This window comes from Variovorax sp. Soil_C_19 (genome assembly GCF_057657255.1).
The window spans coordinates 293,515-311,325 of sequence record NZ_JBDGIV010000002.1 but is presented as its reverse complement, the minus strand read 5'-3'; the positions used below and the strand labels follow the sequence as shown (position 1 = coordinate 311,325).

At 71.1% G+C, this 17,811-nt stretch carries 3 protein-coding genes; 2 read left to right on the top strand and 1 reads right to left on the bottom strand.

The window, feature by feature from the left end; all coding sequences use genetic code 11:
• The first annotated feature begins 5 nt into the window (after window positions 1–5).
• Complete coding sequence (locus AC3A6R_RS05910; RefSeq protein ID WP_487863979.1) at window positions 6–7,757, top strand: amino acid adenylation domain-containing protein; 7,752 nt, start codon at window positions 6–8, stop codon at window positions 7,755–7,757.
• Complete coding sequence (locus AC3A6R_RS05905) at window positions 7,758–15,143, top strand: amino acid adenylation domain-containing protein (RefSeq protein ID WP_487863978.1); 7,386 nt, start codon at window positions 7,758–7,760, stop codon at window positions 15,141–15,143. It begins immediately after the preceding gene.
• Between the two features lie 78 nt (window positions 15,144–15,221).
• On the opposite strand, the gene AC3A6R_RS05900 is transcribed toward AC3A6R_RS05905, so the two are convergent.
• Window positions 15,222–17,663: a TonB-dependent siderophore receptor gene (locus AC3A6R_RS05900; RefSeq protein WP_487863977.1), complete on the bottom strand. Its 2,442-nt coding sequence runs from the start codon at window positions 17,661–17,663 to the stop codon at window positions 15,222–15,224.
• Window positions 17,664–17,811: the final 148 nt, after the last annotated feature.

The following is a 17,811-nucleotide window of genomic DNA, read 5'->3' as shown; positions in this document are numbered from 1 at the left end:
TGGCCATGGACGAGATCACCCGCACCGTGCACGACGGCCAGGCGGTGCCGCTGTCGTATGCGCAGGAGCAGTTGTGCTTCCTGCAGAAGCTCGAGCCAGGGCTCACGGCCTACAACCTGCCGCGCGTGTTCCGGCTGACCGGTGCGCTCGACGCCGAGGCCCTGGCGCGTGCGTTCCGGGCGGTCATTGCGCGCCATGCGATCCTGCGCACGCACTTCGTCGAACACGACGGCGTGCCGATGCAGGTGGTGCAGGGCGAGGTGCCGTTCGCGCTGGAGCGCATCGACCTCTCGGACCAGGGCGCCGACGCGCAGCAAGCCGCGGTCGATGCGCTCGTGCGCCGCACCGCGGCACATGTGTTCGACCTGGGCCTTGCGCCTGCACTGGTGGCCCGACTCGCGAAGCTCGCCGACGATCGGCATGTGCTGGCCGTCTGCCTGCACCACATCGTGTCCGACGCCTGGTCGAACCCGATCCTGGCGCGCGACCTCGGTACGGCCTACGCGCTGGCGCTGCGCAGTGAAGACATGGTGCAGCTGCCGCCGCTGCCCGTGCAGTACGCCGACTTTGCCGTGTGGCAGCGCGGCCGCGTGCAGGGCGGGGCGCTCGCGCCGCAGCTCGCGCACTGGAACCGCCACCTCGGCGACGAGGTGCCGTCGCTCGACCTGCCGACCGACCGTGCGCGCCCCGCGCAGCAGACCTTCGCCGGCACCGCGCTGGCCTTCGAACTGCCGCCGGCTCTGGCGGCGGCGCTGCAGAAGTTCTGTCGCGCCGAACGCTGCACGCCGTTTGTCGTGCTGCTCGCGGCCTGGCAGGTGCTGCTATCGCGCTGCAGCGGGCAGGACGATTTCGCGATCGGCGTGCCCAACGCAGGGCGCCACCGCGAGGAGGTGCAGGACCTGCTGGGCTTCTTCATCACGACGCAGGTGTTCCGCGCGAGGCTCGCGCCCCGGCGCACGCTGCGCGAGGTGTGCCGGCAGGTGCGCGCCGACGCGCTGGCCGCGCTCGACCATGCCGACCTGCCGTTCGAGGTGCTGCTGGCCAGCCGCAAGGACCGCCGCGACCCTGCGCGCAGCCCGCTGTTCCAGGCCATGTTCGGCGTGCAGATGGCCGGCGAGGCCGTGGCGCTCGACTTGGCGGGCGTGCGCGCCGAGCTCGAAGAGTTCGACGACGCAGGCGCCAAGTTCGACCTGTCGCTGGACTTCTACATCGACCCGCGCGGCGTGCGCGGTCGACTCGAATACAACACCGACCTGTTCGAGGCCACGACCGCGCAGCGCCTGGTGCGCGCCTACCAGGGCGTGCTGCAGGCGATGGCGGACGATTCCGACCGCGTGCTCGCGAACCTCGTGCTCACCCATGCGGACGACGAGGCGCGGCTGCGCGGCTGGAGCGAGAACCTGCTGCACCGCCCGTACACGCAGCCCGTGCACCAGCGCATCGAAGCGCAGGCGCGCGAGCGGCCCGAGGCGGTGGCACTGGTGTTCGGCGGCACGGTGCTGCGCTATGGCGAACTCGACGCGCGCGCCAATGCGCTCGCGCATCACCTGATCGGCCAGGGTGTGCGGCCCGACATGCCCGTGGGCATCGCCGCCGAGCGCAGCCTCGAGATGGTCGTGGGGCTGCTGGCGATCCTGAAGGCCGGCGGCGCCTACGTGCCGATCGACCCCGAGCTGCCGCGCGAGCGCATCGCCTACATGCTCGAAGACAGCGGCGTGACGCTGCTGCTCACGCAGTCGCATCTGCGCGAAGCGCTGCCGGTGGCGGCGCACGTGCAGTTGCTGGTGCTCGACGCACCCGACCTGTCGGCCGAATCCACCGCCTGCCCGCAGGTCGCGCTGCATGGCGAAAACCTCGCCTACGTGATCTTCACCTCGGGCTCCACGGGCCGTCCCAAGGGCGCGGCCAACCGCCACAACGCCCTCTACAACCGCCTGGCCTGGATGCAGGACGCCTACGCGCTGGGCGACGCCGACACCGTGTTGCAGAAGACGCCGTTCGGCTTCGACGTGTCGGTGTGGGAATTCTTCTGGCCGCTGATGCACGGCGCGCGCCTGGTCGTCGCCGCGCCCGGCGATCACCGCGAGCCGGCACGCTTGGTCGAACTGATCCGCGCGCACGGCGTGACCACGCTGCACTTCGTGCCTTCCATGCTGCAGGCCTTCCTGGCGCACGACGGCATCGAGGCCTGCACCAGCCTGCGGCGCATCGTCTGCAGCGGCGAGGCGCTGCCCGCCGAGGCGCAGGCGAAGGTGTTCGAGCGCCTGCCGGGCGCGGGGCTCTACAACCTCTACGGCCCGACCGAAGCGGCCATCGACGTGACGCACTGGACCTGCCGCGCCGACGGCCTGAACCATGTCGCCATCGGCCGCCCCATCGCGGGCTGCAAGACCCACGTGCTCGACGCGGGCCTGAACCCCGTGCCGCCGGGCGTGGGCGGCGAGCTGTACCTGGGCGGCATCGGGCTGGCGCGCGGCTACCTGAACCGGCTGGGCCTCACGGCCGAGCGCTTCGTCGCCGATCCGTTCAGCGACACCGGCGAGCGCCTGTACCGCACGGGCGACCTCGTTCGCTGGCGCGACGACGGGCAGCTGGCCTACCTGGGCCGCATCGACCACCAGGTGAAGGTGCGGGGCTTTCGCATCGAACTGGGCGAGATCGAGGCGCAGCTGCTGGCGCAGCCGCAGGTGAGGGAGGCGGTCGTGGTGGCCGACGAGGGCCCCGGCGGCACGCGGCTGGTCGGCTATGTGTCGCCGCAGCCCGATGCGGCGGTGGATGCGGCTGTGCTCAAGGCGCGGCTGGCCGAGGTGCTGCCCGAGTACATGGTGCCGTCGCTGCTGTGCGTGCTGCTGGCGCTGCCGCTAAACGCCAACGGCAAGATCGACCGCAAGTCGCTGCCAAAGCCCGAGCGCAGCGGGGCACAGGCCTACGAAGTGCCAGAAGGTGCGGTCGAGCAGGCGCTCGCCGCGGTCTGGGCCGAGGTGCTCGGCCTGCCGCGCGTGGGCCGGCAGGACAACTTCTTCGAACTCGGCGGCGATTCGATCCTGAGCCTGCAGATCGTGTCGCGGCTGCGCACGGCGGGCTGGAAGCTCACGCCGCGCCAGGTGTTCGAGCGGCAGACCGTGGCCGGGCAGGCAGCCGTGGCAGAGCCCACAAGCGCAGCGGTGCAGTCCGAACAGACCGAAGCCGAAGGTGCGGTACCGTTGCTGCCGTTCCAGGCTGCGTTCTTCGAGGCCGATATGCCCGAGCGCCATCACTGGAACCAGTCGCTGCTGCTGCAAAGCCGCGAGGCGCTGGAGCTCCCCGCGCTCGAAGCTGCACTGGCGGCCGTGGTGCAGCACCACGATGCGTTTCGCCTGCGCTTCCATCAGGCAAGCGATGGCCGCTGGCAACAAGCCTACGAGGCGCTGCCGGCGCGCTGGCGCGAGGAATGGCTCTGGGTGCGCGATGCGGCGAACCCCGCGCAGATCGCCGCGCTGTGCGATGAGGCACAGCGCAGCCTGGACCTCGCGCATGGGCCGCTGCTGCGTCCGCTGGTCATCCGCCTGCCGGGCGGTGACTGGCGCCTGCTGCTGGCGGCGCACCACCTCGTGGTCGATGGCGTGTCGTGGCGCATCGTGCTCGACGACCTGGCCGCCGCGTACACGCAGTGCCGCGACGGCCGGCCCGTTGCGCTGCCGCCGAAGAGTGCCAGCCTGCAGGCCTGGGCGCACGCGCTGCAGGCGCAAGCCGCCGCGATGGACGGTGAACTCGCGCACTGGCAGGGCTTCGCCGACGTGCCCGTTGCGCTTCCGTGCGCACGGCCCGACGGCGCGAACACCGTGGCGCGCCGTGCCAGTATCGCGTGGCAGCTCGACCGCGAGCGCACGCAGGCGCTGCTCAAGGTGGCACCGGCCGCCTACCGCACGCAAGTCAACGACCTGCTGCTCACGGCGCTCGGGCGCGCGCTGTGTGGCTGGAGCGGCCATGCGCAATTGGCGATCCTGCTCGAAGGCCACGGCCGCGAAGACATCCTGCCGGCGGAGAAGGCACTCGACCTGTCGCGCACCACGGGCTGGTTCACGAGCCTCTTCCCCGTGCGGCTCGATCCGCTGGGGGCGTGGGGTGATGCGATCAAGCGCGTGAAGGAAGACCTGCGCCGCGTGCCGCAACGCGGGCTCAGCCATGGCGTGCTGATGCACCTGGGCACGGACGCACAGCAGCAGGCACTGCGCGCATTGCCGCGTCCGCAGCTGGTCTTCAACTACCTGGGGCAGGTCGACGGTGCGGCTGGGGCTACGTGGTCGCTCGCGCCCGAAGACGCCGGCGAACCCGTCGCGGCGAGTGCGCCGCTGCTGCACGAATTCAGCGTCAATGCGCAGGTGCGCGACGGTGCACTGCAACTGACGGTGGACTTCAGCGCGGCGCGCCATGCGGCCGACGACGTGCAGGGCTGGCTGAATCGCTTCGGCGACGAACTCGAAGCGCTGATCGCGCACTGCACCTCGGGCGCTACCGGTGTCACGCCGTCGGACTTCCCGTTGGCCGGGCTCGACGCCGCGCAGCTCGACGCGCTGCCGTTGCCCGCGGCGCAACTCGAAGACCTCTATCCGCTGTCGCCGATGCAGTCCGGCATGCTGTTCCATAGCCTGGTCGATGCGCAAGGCGAGGCTTACATCAACCAGCTGTGCATGGACATCGACGGTCTCGACGTCGAGCGCTTCCGCGCCGCTTGGCAGCGCGTGCTGGCACGCCACGAGATCCTGCGCAGCGGCTTCCTGGCCGACGGCGCCACGCCGCTGCAATGGGTGGCGCGCAGCGCCGAGATGCCGTGGGTGATGCAAGACCTGCGCGAGAGCGCCGACCTGCCGGGCGCTCTGGCGCGGCTGGCCGCATCGCAGCGCGCGAGCGGCTTCGACCTCGCGCGCCCGCCGCTGATGCGCATCGCGCTGGCCCGCACGCAGGCGCAGCGGCATTGCCTCGTGTGGACCTACCACCACCTGCTGCTCGACGGATGGAGCGTGGCGCAGCTGCTGGCCGAGGTCCTGCGAAGCTACGCGGGACATGCGGTTGAGCCCGCGCCGGGGCGCTTCCGCGACCACATCGCGTGGCTCGCGGCGCGCGACCAACAGGCCGGCGAGGCGCACTGGCGCAGCGTGCTGACCGGCGTGGAAGAACCGACGCGCCTTGCCACAGCGCTGGTGACGCCCGCCGCACCGCGATCCGGAAAGGCCCGCCAGCGGCTGGTCTTCGCCGCCGAAGCCACGCGCGGCCTGCGCGAAGCCGCGCGCGCCGCGCACGTCACGCTCAACACTGTTGTGCAGGCAGCCTGGGCACTGCTGCTGGGCCAGCGCACGCGCAGCAGCACCGTCGTGTTCGGTGCCACGGTCGCCGGCCGCAGCGCCGAGATGCCGGGCGCCGAGCGCATGCTGGGCCTGTTCATCAACACGCTGCCCGTGGTCGCGCGCCTGCGGCCCGGCCAGCCCGTGGGCGACTGGCTGCGCGAAATGCAGGCGGCACAGGTGGCGTCGCGCGAGCACGCGCACACGCCGCTGCACGAGATCCAGGCCTGGGCCGGGATGGGCGGGCAGGGCCTGTTCGACACGCTGGTGGTGTTCGAGAACTACCCGGTCGATACCGCCTTGCGCGACGACGCGGCGGCGGGCCTCCGCTTCGGTGCGGTGCGCACGCAGGAGGAGACCCCGTACCCGCTGACATTGATGGTGCATGACGACGCGGCGCTGCACATCGACCTCGTGCATGCGCTCGACCTGTGCGACGACATGCAGGCTGCAGCGCTCGTGGGCCAGTTGCGCGCGGCGCTGCTGGCGCTTGCCGGCGATGCGACGCAGGCCGTAGGCCAACTGACGCAGGTCGATGCGGCCGAGCGCGAACGGTTGTCGCGCTGGTCGCGCGGTGCGTTCAGGCCGGAAACGGTCGTCCCCGTCCACCATCTCATCGAACAGCAGGCCGAGGCCCACCCCGACGCACTGGCGTTGGTCACGGCCGACCATCGCCTCACCTACGCAGCGCTCAACCGCCTCGCGAACCGCTGGGCGCACCGGTTGATCGCACAGGGTGTGCGGCCCGACATGCCGGTCGCGATCGCGGTCGATCGCTCGGCCGAGACTGTCGTGGGCCTGCTAGCCGTGCTCAAGGCCGGTGGTGCGTACGTGCCGCTAGACCCGGCGTTCCCGACCGAGCGGCTGGCCTACATGGTCGAGGACAGCGGCGCCTCGCTGCTGCTCACGCGCCGCGCGCTGATGCCGCGTTTGCCCGACGCAGCGAGCGTGCAGCGGCTGGCCTTCGACCTCGACGCGGCCGACGACGGCATGGCCGCCTGGCCCGACCACGACCCGGCGGTGCCGGTGCATGGCGAGCAGCTGGCCTACGTGCTCTACACCTCGGGCTCCACGGGCCGCCCCAAGGGCGTGGCGATGCGCCACGACGCGGTCGCGCGCCTCATCGCGTGGCAGCTGCAACGCCTGCCGGGCGCGAGCCGCACGCTGCTGTTCGCGTCGCCGTGCTTCGACGTGGCGTTCCAGGAAATGGTCAGCGGGCTGGCCGGCGGCGGCTGCCTCGTGCAGACGACCGATGCGCAGCGGCTCGACCTCGACGCGCTGGAAGAGCTGGTGCATCGCGAGGGCGTTGAGCGCATGTTCCTGACCTTCTCGGTGCTGCAGCACTTCGCCGAGCAGTCGCTGGCCTCGGGCCGGCGGCTGCCGGCGCTGCGCCAGATCGTCACGGCGGGCGAGCAGCTCAAGCGCACGCCCGCACTGGCCGAATGGCTGGCGCGCGAATCGCAGTGCCGGCTCCTCAACCAGTACGGGCCGACCGAGACGCACGTGGTGAGCGAGTTCGTGCTCGACGGTGCAGGCCCTGACGACCTGCCGCCCATCGGCACGCCCGCCTCGAGCGCGCGTCTGTTCGTGCTCGATGCCACCCTGCAGCCCGTTCCCGTCGGCGTGGCCGGCGAGCTGTGCGTGGGCGCCGAGGTGCTGGCGCGCGGCTACCTGCACCGCCCCGGCCTGACGGCGCAGCGCTTCGTCGCGGATCCGCTCGATGGGCGCGGCGGGCGGCTCTACCGCACCGGCGACCTCGTGCGCTGGCGCGAGGACGGCCAGCTCGAGTACCTCGGCCGGCTCGACCATCAGGTGAAGGTGCGGGGCTTCCGCATCGAACTCGGCGAGGTCGAGGCGCAACTGCTCGCGCAGCCCGGCGTACGACAGGCCCTGGTGCTGGCGCAGGAAGGGCCGGGCGGTGCGCGGCTGGTGGCCTATGCGGCCGGCGCCGAAGGCGCGCCGCTGCGCCCCGCGGCGCTGCGTGCGGGGCTGGCGGCGGCGCTGCCCGACTACATGGTGCCGAGCGTCATCGTCGCGATGCCGCAGGGGCTGCCGTTGAATGCCAACGGCAAGGTCGACCGCCAGGCCCTGCCGCCGCCCGAGGCCGCGGAAGAGCGCGCGCATGTGCCGCCGCAGGGCGCCACCGAAACCGCGCTGGCGGGTCTCTGGGCGCAGGTGCTGGGGCTGTCGCGCGTGGGGCGTGGCGACAACTTCTTCGAACTCGGCGGGCACTCGCTCGCGGTGCTCAAGCTGCGGCAGCAGGTCAAGGCGCAGATGAGCATCGACCTGCCGTTGCAGCGCTACTTCGAGCTGCCCGACCTGGCGGCGTGTGCGCAGGCGCTCGACGCGCAAGGGCCGGCGCAGGCGCAGCAGGCCGCGCAGGCCGAGAGCGACCTCGATCGCATGGATGAATTGTTGGAAAGTCTGGGGGGTTGAGTGAGAAGTAGCACTGGCAGCAGCGAACGCAGCAGGGCCATCGCCCAACGGCTGGCAGGTTTGCCACCGGCGCGGCAGAAGGAATTCATCGCCGCGCTTCGCGCGCAGGGCATCGATTTCGGCCGCCTGCCGATCGTGCCTGACCCGGCCGCCGTGCCGGGCGCGCCGCGGCCCGCCTCGTACGCGCAGGCGCGCCAGTGGTTCCTCTGGCAGATGGACCCCGAGAGCACGGCGCATCACATCACGGCCGCGCTCACGCTGCATGGCGCGCTCGACCTCGCGGCGCTGCGTGCGAGCCTGCAGGCGCTGGTGGTACGGCATCCGTCGCTGCGCACGCGCTTCGGCGTGAGCGACGCCGGCGTGCCGCAGCAGACCGTGTCGCCCGAGGCCGTTCTCGATCTGCGTGAGGCCGATCTGCGCGCCCACCCCGCGCAGGTGCGCGACGAGGCCGCGCGCCTTGTGCGCACGCCCTTCGATCTGTCGCGCGGCCCGCTGCTGCGAGTGGGCCTGCTGCGCACCGGCGAGACCGCGCACCTGCTGGTGCTGGTGATGCACCACATCGTGTCCGATGGCTGGTCGATGCAGTTGCTGGTCGACGATTTCGGCGCGCTGTATCAGGCACATCGCCAGAGGCACGACGCTGCCGTGCTCGCCGCGCCGGCACTGCAGTACGCCGACTACGCGGCCTGGCAGCGCAACTGGCTCGAAGCGGGCGAGGGCGAACGCCAGCTCGCCTATTGGACCGAACGGCTCGGCGGCGAGCAGCCGCTGCTGCAATTGCCTGCGGACCGCGCGCGTCCGCCGCAGGGGCCGTACCTGGCCGCACGCCACCGGCTCGATCTGCCGCGAGAACTGGCGCTCGCGCTGCGCCGCCGCGCGAGCGCCGAAGGCGCGACGCTCTTCATGGTGCTGCTGGCCGGCTTCCAGGCGCTGCTGCACCGCTACACGGGCCAGGGCGACATCCGGCTCGGCGTGCCCGTGGCCAACCGCGACCGGCCCGAGACGGCCGGCATCCTCGGTCTGTTCGTCAACACGCAGGTGCTGCGCGCCGAGCTGGCCGGTCACACCACGCTGGCCGAGGCCCTGGCGCAGGCGCGCGAAGCGGCGCTGGGCGCGCAGGCGCACCAGGACCTGCCGTTCGAACAGCTGGTCGAGGCGCTGCAGCCCGAGCGCAGCCTGAGCCACCCGCCGCTGTTCCAGGTGATCTTCAACCACCGGCAGCAGGACCTGGGCGCGCTCGACAGGCTCGAAGGCCTGCGCATCGAACCCTGGGAACTCGACGAGCAGGCGGCACCCTTCGAGCTTGCGCTCGACACGCTGGAGCAGGCCGACGGCACGCTCGGGCTCAGCTTCACGTACGCCCGCGCGATCTTCGAGCCCGCGACCATCGAGCGCATGGCCGCGCATTGCGTCGCAGTGCTGCGTCAGCTGGCCGACGACCCCACGCGCACGTTGCGCGAGGTGGCGCTGCTCGGTCCGCAGGAACACGCCCAGCTGCGCGAATGGGGCGAGGGCCAGGACACCGCGTGGGACGAGGTGCCCGTGCACCGACTCGTCGAACGCCACGCCGCGCTGCGGCCCGAGGCCACGGCGCTGATCGTCGACGGCGTGCCGATGAGCTTCCAGGAGTTCGATGTGCGCGCCAACCGGCTCGCGCACGCCCTCATCGCGCAGGGCGTGCGGCCCGAGGAACGCATCGGCCTCGCGGTGGAGCGTTCGCCCGAGATGGTGGTGGCGCTGCTCGGCGTGCTCAAGGCGGGCGCGGCCTACGTGCCGCTCGACCCCGACTACCCGCCCGACCGGCTCGACTTCATGGCGGCCGACAGCGGCGTGCGGTTGCTTCTCACGCAGGCGCGTGTGCGCGATCGGTTGGGCGCGTCGATGCAGGCGCTGCCCGCGTTGTTGCTCGACGGCGGCGTGCTCGACAGCGGCCCCGACGGCGCACCCGATGTCGCGGTGCATCCCGAGCACCTGGCCTATGTCATCTACACCTCGGGCTCCACCGGCCAGCCCAAGGGCGTGGCCGTGGCGCATGGCCCGTTGAGCATGCACATCCAGACCATCGGCCGCGCCTACGGCATGACGCCCGAAGACCGTGAGCTGCAATTCGCCTCGATCAACTTCGACGGCGCGCATGAGCGCATCTGGACGCCGCTGGCTTTCGGCGCCACGCTGATGCCGCGCAGCCAGGAGCTGTGGACCGTGCACCGCAGCCGCGAGGAAATGCGGCGCCACGGCATCACCGTCGCCTGCTTCACGCCGGGCTACCTGCAGCAGATGGCCGATGAACTCGGTGAGGAAGGGCGCGTGCCCACGCTGCGCTCGTACACCGTCGGCGGCGAGGCCATGGGCCGCGTGGCCTGCGAACGCGTGATGCAGACGCTGCAGCCGCCGCGCCTCATCAACGGCTACGGCCCGACCGAGACGGTGATCACACCGACCATCGCCAAGGCCTATGCCGACACCGCCTTCGACGCGGCCTATCTGCCCATCGGCGTGCCCGTGGGCGATCGCCGCGCCGTGGTGCTCGACACCGACATGAATCTGGTGCCGCCCGGCATGGCCGGCGAGCTGTACCTGGGCGGTGCGGGGCTGGCGCGCGGCTACCTGAACCGCGCCGGCCTGAGCGCCGAGCGCTTCGTGGCCGACCCCTTCGACACCGCGGGTGGTCGCCTGTACCGCACCGGCGATCTCGTGCGCTGGCGCGTCGACGGGCAGCTCGAATACCTGGGGCGCCTCGATCATCAGGTGAAGGTGCGCGGCTTCCGCATCGAACTCGGCGAGGTCGAGGCGCGGCTGCGCGCGCAGCCCGGCGTGCGCGAGGCCGTCGTGGTCGCGCGCCAGCGTGCGGGTGGTGCGCTGCTGCTGGCCTACGTGTCGAGCCTCGATGCGCAGCGCCCGGTCGAGGCCTTCACGCTGCGCGACGGTCTGGCGCAGGTGCTGCCCGAGTACATGATGCCGTCGGCGATCACCGTGCTCGCGGCGCTGCCGCTCAACGCCAACGGCAAGGTCGACCGCGCCGCGCTGCCCGAGCCCTTGTTCGCTGCCGCGGCCGACACCTGGGAGGCACCGCAAGGTGCGGCCGAAGAGGCGATGGCCTCCGTTTGGGCCGACGTGCTCGGCGCGCCGCGCGTGGGCCGCAAAGACAACTTCTTCGAACTCGGCGGCCACTCGCTGCTGGCCATGCAGCTGCTCGAGCGGCTGCGCCGGCAGGGCTTCGGTGCGCAGGTGCGCACGCTGTTCCAGAACCCGCGTTTCGCCGACTTCGCGCGCGCCACGCTGGAAGCCGGTGCCTCGCCGCGCCCGGCGCCGGTGGTGCCCGACAGCGCGATCCCCGACGGCTGCACGCGGCTCACGCCGAAGATGCTGCCGCTGGTGACGCTCGACGACGCGCAGCTGCGCCGCATCGAATCCGCCGTGCCCGGCGGCGCGGCCAACATCCAGGACATCTACCCGCTCGCGCCGCTGCAGGAAGGGCTGCTGTTCCATCACCTGATGCAGGCCGAGGGCGACGTCTACGTGCAGTCGCTGCAGATGCGCTTCGACAGCGAAGCGCGGCTCAACGCATTCATGGACTGCCTGAACCGCGTCATCGTGCGCCACGACATGTTGCGCACGGCGGTGCTATGGGAAGGGCTGGCGGAGCCGGTTCAGGTGGTGCACCGTGATGCGCCCGCCGAGGTCGAATGGCTGCCGATCGACGCCGCCGCGGGTGATGTCGCCGCGCAGCTCGAAGCGCATGTGCGCCCCGGCCGCTACCGCCTCGACGTGCGCCGTGCGCCGATGCTGCGCGCCATTGCCACGCACGACGCTGCGGGCGGCGGCTGGCTGCTGCAGCTGCCGAGCCATCACCTGGCGCTCGACCATGTGTCGCGCGACCTGCTGGTCGAGGAGATCACGCTGCTGTTGCAGGGCCGTGCCGATGCACTGCCCGCGCCCGTGCCGTTCCGCAGCTTCGTCGCGCAAGCGCGGCTCGGTGCCGACGTGGCCGAGCAGGAGACGTTCTTCCGCCGCATGCTCGGCGACGTGCGCGAGCCGACCGCGCCCTTCGACCTGTTCGATGCGCGCGGCGACGGTACGGCCGTGGAAGAAGCGCACCTCGAACTCGACGCGGCGCTGGCGCAGGCCGTGCGCACGCAGGCGCAGCGCAGCGGTGTCAGCACAGCCACGCTGTTTCACCTGGCGTGGGCGCTGGTACTGGCCAAGACCACGGGCAAGGACGACGTGGTGTTCGGCACCGTGCTGTTCGGCCGGCTCGCAGGCGGCGAGGGCGCGGGGCGCGCGCTCGGCATGATGATCAACACGCTGCCGCTGCGCGTGACGCTGGGCCGCAGCCACGCGCTGGCCTGCGTGCGCCAGACCCACGCCGCGCTGGCCGGCCTGCTGCACCACGAGCATGCGAGCCTGTCGCTCGCGCAGCGCTGCAGTGCGGTGCCCAACGGCGCGCCGCTGTTTTCGACGTTGCTGAACTACCGATATGTGGCGCAATCGCCCGCTGCGAGCGCCGATGCCGGCGGCTGGGAAGGCATCGAGACGCTCGGCGCGCAGGAACGCTCGAACTACGCCTTCGCGTTGTCGGTGAACGAACGCGCCGACGGCTTCGCGCTGACCGCGCAGGTCGATGCGTCGGTCGGCGCCGCGCGCGTGTGCCAGTACATGCACGACGCGGTGCGCCGCGTGGCCGACGACCTGGCGCAGGCGGCCACGCACCCGGTCGTGGCCTTCGACCTGTACACGGCCGACGAGGCGCAGCGCCTGCAGGCCTGGGGCGTGAACACGCCCGCCTACCAGGACACGGCACCGGTGCATGTGCTGGTCGCACGCCAGGCAGCGTTGCGGCCCGAGGCCACGGCGCTGATCTTTGGCGACCACAAGCTGAGCTACGCCGCGTTGGACGCGCGTGCCAACCGGCTGGCGCACCACCTAGGGCGCGCGGGTGTGCGGCCCGAAGTGCGCGTGGGCCTCGCGGTGCGGCGCTCGGCCGACATGGTCGTGGCGCTGCTCGCGATCCTGAAGGCAGGCGGCGCCTACGTGCCGCTCGACCCGGCCTACCCGCCGCAGCGGCTGGCCTACATGGTGGAAGACAGCGGCGTCGCGCTGCTGCTGGCCGACGATGCCGTCGCGCTGGACCGCATCGGAATGCCGGCTGTGAAGGCACTGACGCTCGACACGCTCGATTTGTCGAACGGGCCGGCGCACGCCCCCGGCGTGGCGGTGCATCGCGACCACCTGGCCTACGTGATCTATACCTCGGGCTCGACCGGAAAGCCCAAGGGCGTGGCCGTGGCGCACGGTCCGCTGGCCATGCATGTGCAGTCCATCGGCGAGGCCTACGGCATGACGCCCGAGGACCGCGAGCTGCAGTTCGCGTCGATCAACTTCGACGGCGCGCACGAGCGCACCTGGGTGCCGCTGGCCTTCGGCGCGGCGCTGATGCCGCGCGACGAAGAGGTCTGGCCGGTGGAGCGCACCTGCGCCGAAATTGCGCGCCACGGCATCACCATCGCCTGCTTCACGCCCGGCTACCTGCACCAGATGGCCGAACTGATGGGCGAGGCTGCGAGCCGGCTGCCCATACGGTCCTACACGGTGGGCGGCGAGGCGATGCCGCGCACCAGCTTCGCGCTGGTGCAGTCGGCGCTGAAGCCGCCGCGCATCGTCAACGGCTACGGGCCGACCGAGACGGTGATCACGCCGATGATCGCCAAGGCCGCGCCGGGCGAGGGCTTCGACGCGGCCTACATGCCCATCGGCCGCCTCGTGGGCGACCGCACGGCCTACGTGCTCGACGGCGCGATGAACCAGGTGCCGCCCGGCGTGGCCGGCGAGCTTTACCTCGGTGGCGACGGCCTGGCGCGCGGCTACCTGCAGCGCGCGGGCTTGAGCGCGGAACGTTTCGTGGCCGACCCCTTCGGCGCGCCGGGCGGCCGGCTCTACCGCACGGGCGACCTCGTGCGCTGGGAGGCCGACGGACAGATGGCGTACCTCGGGCGCATCGACCATCAAGTGAAGATCCGCGGCTTTCGCATCGAGCTCGGCGAAATCGAGGCGCAGCTGCTGGCGCTGCCGCAGGTGCGCGAGGCCGTGGTCGTCGCCAGTCAGGGCGCGGGCGGCGCGCGGCTGGTGGCGTATGTGTCGCCGCTCGCGGGCGAGCGCATCGAAGCTTCGCGGCTGCGTGCGAGCCTTGCGGCGCTGCTGCCCGAGCACATGGTGCCGGCCGTGATCGTGGCGCTCGACACGCTGCCGCTCAACATGAGCGGCAAGGTCGATCGCCATGCGCTGCCCGCGCCGGTGTTCGCCGGCGGCGACGGCTACGACGCGCCGCGCGGCACCACCGAGCACGCGCTAGCGCGCATCTGGTCAGAAGTGCTCGGCGTGGAACGCGTGGGCCGCGACGACAACTTCTTCGAACTCGGCGGCGACTCGCTGCTGAGCCTGAAGGTGATGGCGCAGGCGCGTCGTCTGGGCATGCCGGCGCTCGACCTGAAGTTGCACGACTTCCTGCGCGCGCCGACCATCGCGGGGTTGCTGGGCGGGCGTGCCAATGCGCCGTCGCTGGTCGCCCTGAACGCGGTGATGCCCGGTGCGGCGCCGCTGTTCTGCATGCACGCCGCGCTGGGCACGGTGTACGACTACGCGCCGGTGGCGCGCCGCCTGCAGGGCGTGCGCACTGTGTACGGCCTGCCGTGCCGCATGCTTGCCGACCCCACGCACCGCGACGTGTCGCTGGCGCGCATGGCCGACGACTACGCTCGCATGCTCCGCGGCGTGCAGCCGCAGGGGCCGTACCACCTGCTGGGCTGGTCGCTCGGCGGCGCGCTCGCGGCGGCCGTGGCGGCGCGGCTCGAGGTCGAAGGCCAGGCCGTGGCGTTTCTCGGCCTGGTCGATCCCTATGTGCCCGAGCCTGATGCGCGGATGCAGACGGTGGATGACGACGGCCGGCGTGACTTCGCCGACTTCGTTGCGTCGGCCTGGCCCGCGGCGCGCCTGGAGGGGCTGCTGGACATCGACGACTTCGTCTGCGACGAGGCGACCGTGGCTGCGCTGATCGCACAGGCCCGTGCGCAAGCGCAAGCCCGCGGCGACACGCTCGAGATGCCGGCCTACACGAATCTGCCCGACGACGAGTTGGCCCGCATCTTCCTCACCGGCCAGCAGCTGAAGGCGATCGAGACCGAAGCCCTCGTGCCGCTGCGCTGCTGCGCCGAGTGCTGGTGGATCGCGCGGCGACCGGCAGCGGACCGGGCCGCGCTCGCGCTGCAGCTGGGTCGGTCGGACCTCGCGAGCGCCCCGGCGCTCGACGAGGACCACCATGCGATCCTGCGCAGCCCGGTGTTGTTGGCACAGTTGGGCGAGCGACTGGGTGAGGCTGAGGCCCTGGCATAGAAAAGCACGACCCGGAAGCCGGGTCGTGCGTCAAGGCCACCCTTCTGCCGGTGCCGCCCTATTTCATGTCGCTGGGTGTCAGAGCTTGTAGCTGAGCTTCAGCCAGGCGTTGCGCGGGTTGCCCTGCGTGTAGCCGTTGTAGCCGCCCAGGCCGTTGTAGTAGCGCTTGTCGCCAGCGTTCTCGATGTGCAGCGAGGCACTCAGGCGGTTGTTGATGTCGTAGCGCGCCATCAAGCCGAACAGCGTCAGGCCGCCTTGCGAGGCGCGGCCGAGTTCGTTGAACTCGTCGTAGTAGATGCCGCTCTGGTAGCTCACGCTGCCGCCGACGGTGAGCTTGCTCCATTCGCCGGGCAGGCGATAGCTGGTGCTCACGCGGAACAGGCGGCGCGGGTACTGCGGGTTGAGCAGCACGCCGTCGGCGTCACGCTTGGCGTGGTAGGTGTAGCCCGCAAGCAACTGCAGGCCCGGCAGCACTTCGCCGGCGGCGGTGAGCTCGAAGCCCTTGCTCTTGGCGCCTTGCACCGCGCGGTACGGAATGCCGCCGTCGGGCAGCAGCGAGCTGGCGCCGGTGTCGGTCACGGCCAGGTTGGTTTCGCGCGTCTTGAAGATCGCGGCGCTGGTATTGAGCTTGCCACCGAAGTGTTCGCCCTTCAGGCCCAGTTCGATGTTCTTTCCGCGCTGCGGTGCGATGAGCGAGTTGTTGCGGTCGCGCACCGTGTTGGGCTGGAAGATGTCGGTGTAGCTGCCGTAGAGCGAGAGCTCCTTGCTCACGTCGAACACCACGCCCAGGTAGGGCGTGACCACGCCGTTCTCGCGCGAACTCACGCCGGTACGACGCCAGGTGGTCCAGTCGAGCGTGGAGGAATCGGATTCGTACCAGGTGCCGCGCGCGCCGATGATGACTGACAGCGGGTCGGCCAGCCGCAGGCGGGTCGAGGCGTAGATGGCCTTCTCGGTGGTGCTCGATGGCGCCGTGTACAGCGGGTACGAGAACGAGGTCGGCTCGGGGAAGCTCTGCAGCTGGTAGAAGTTCAGCGGCCGGCGGTCGATGATGCGCGGCACGGCACCGCGCGTGTGGACCGTGGCGTCGTAGGTGTTGTAGTTCATGCCCACCACGGCTTCGTGCGTCCGGCCGAAGGCTTCGAACGGACCCTTCAGGTGGACGTCGAGGCCTTTGTTGGCGCCTTGGGCGGGGTTTTCGCGGATGTCGATCGTAGATGCGCCGGTCCGCTCGTTGATGGCGCGGTAGATGCTCAGGTCGCCCGAGGCACGCTTGCGCTCGCTCTTGAGGTAGCTTGCATCGACCTTCAGCTGCCAGCCGCCGCCCAGCTGCTGGTCGAGGTTGGCGAACAGCTTGTCGCTGTACATGTCCCAATAGCTCCACGGGGCGCTGGAGTTGAACGAGCGCGGCAGGTTGGTGCGCTGGCCGTTGCTGAAGAACAGCGGGCTCTGGCCGTAGTTGGCGCCGTCGATGGCGGTCTTCTGGTGCTCGAAGCCCACCGAGAGGCGGGAGCCCGCCGCGAGGTCGACTTCAAGAATGCCGTACAGCGCGTCTTCGGTGCGCTTCTTGTTCTCGATGAAGTTCTTGCCGTCGGTGCGCGAGGCCATAAAGCGGCCGCGCACGGTGCCGGCCTCGTTGAGTGGGCCACCCACGTCGATCTCGGCGTTGTAGCGGCTCCAGGAGCCGATGCCGCCCGAGATGTGGCCGGCGAACTCGGAGGTCGGGCGCTTGCGCACGAGGTTGATGGCGCCGCCGGGCGAGCCCACGCCGTTGAGCAGGCCGGCCGCGCCGCGGATCACCTCGACGCGGTCGTAGAAAGCGGTGCTGATCATGCTCGACTCGCCGGCCACGCTGTTGAAGCCCAGCGTGGGCACGCCGTCGACCATGGTGCTCAGCGCGAAGCCGCGCGACGAGAAGGTCACGCGCTCGTCATTGCGGTCGGCCACGATGCCGGGCGTCTGGCGCAGCACATCGTCCAGGGTGACGAGGTTCTGGTCGTCGATCTGCTGGCGGCCGATGACGCTGATCGACTGCGGCGTTTCGCGCAGCGACAGGTCCATGCGCGTGGCACCCGCGGCGGCGCGCGTGGTGTACGAGCCCGTGCCTTCGGTGGTGCCGTCGGTGGAGACCTGCGCGGCCACGGTCACGGCGGGCAGCGAGGCACTGGCCGCGCTCTGGCGCTGGATGGTGACGCGCGTGGGGCCGTTGCGCACCGCCACGAGGCCGCTGCGGGCCAGCAGGCGGTCGAGCGCCTGCTCGAAGCTAAGGCGGCCCGACACGGCCGGTGCGGCCAGGCCCGAGACCACGTCACCGGCGGCGAGCACCTGCACGCCGGTCTGGCGCGACAGCTCGTTGAGCGCGGCGCCCAGCGGCTGGGCGGGCACGTTGATGTCGCGCGCTTGTGCAGAGGCCTGGTCGGTGCCCTGGGCGGCGACAAGGCCGTTCCAGCTGGCAAAGGCGGTTCCGAAGGCGGCGGCAAGTGCGGCGCTCAGGAGTCGGTGGCGAGGCGAGAAACGCATGGGTGAAGTCTCCAGACAAGTAAATCGGTGCGACATGAAAACGAGGGCGCGCTGCATCCTTCGATCGGATGCGGGGTGCTTCTGCATGTAAGACGTTTGAACTCGAAAAAGAGAGACAGGCCCGTGACACGCCATCGATCGCCGTGTC

Bases quoted from the DNA above. Each gene is read 5' to 3' on its own strand.
- AC3A6R_RS05910 (WP_487863979.1), top strand. From the start codon at position 6: ATGGACGAGATCACCCGCACCGTGCACGACGGCCAGGCGGTGCCGCTG.
- AC3A6R_RS05900 (WP_487863977.1), bottom strand. From the start codon at position 17,663: ATGCGTTTCTCGCCTCGCCACCGACTCCTGAGCGCCGCACTTGCCGCC.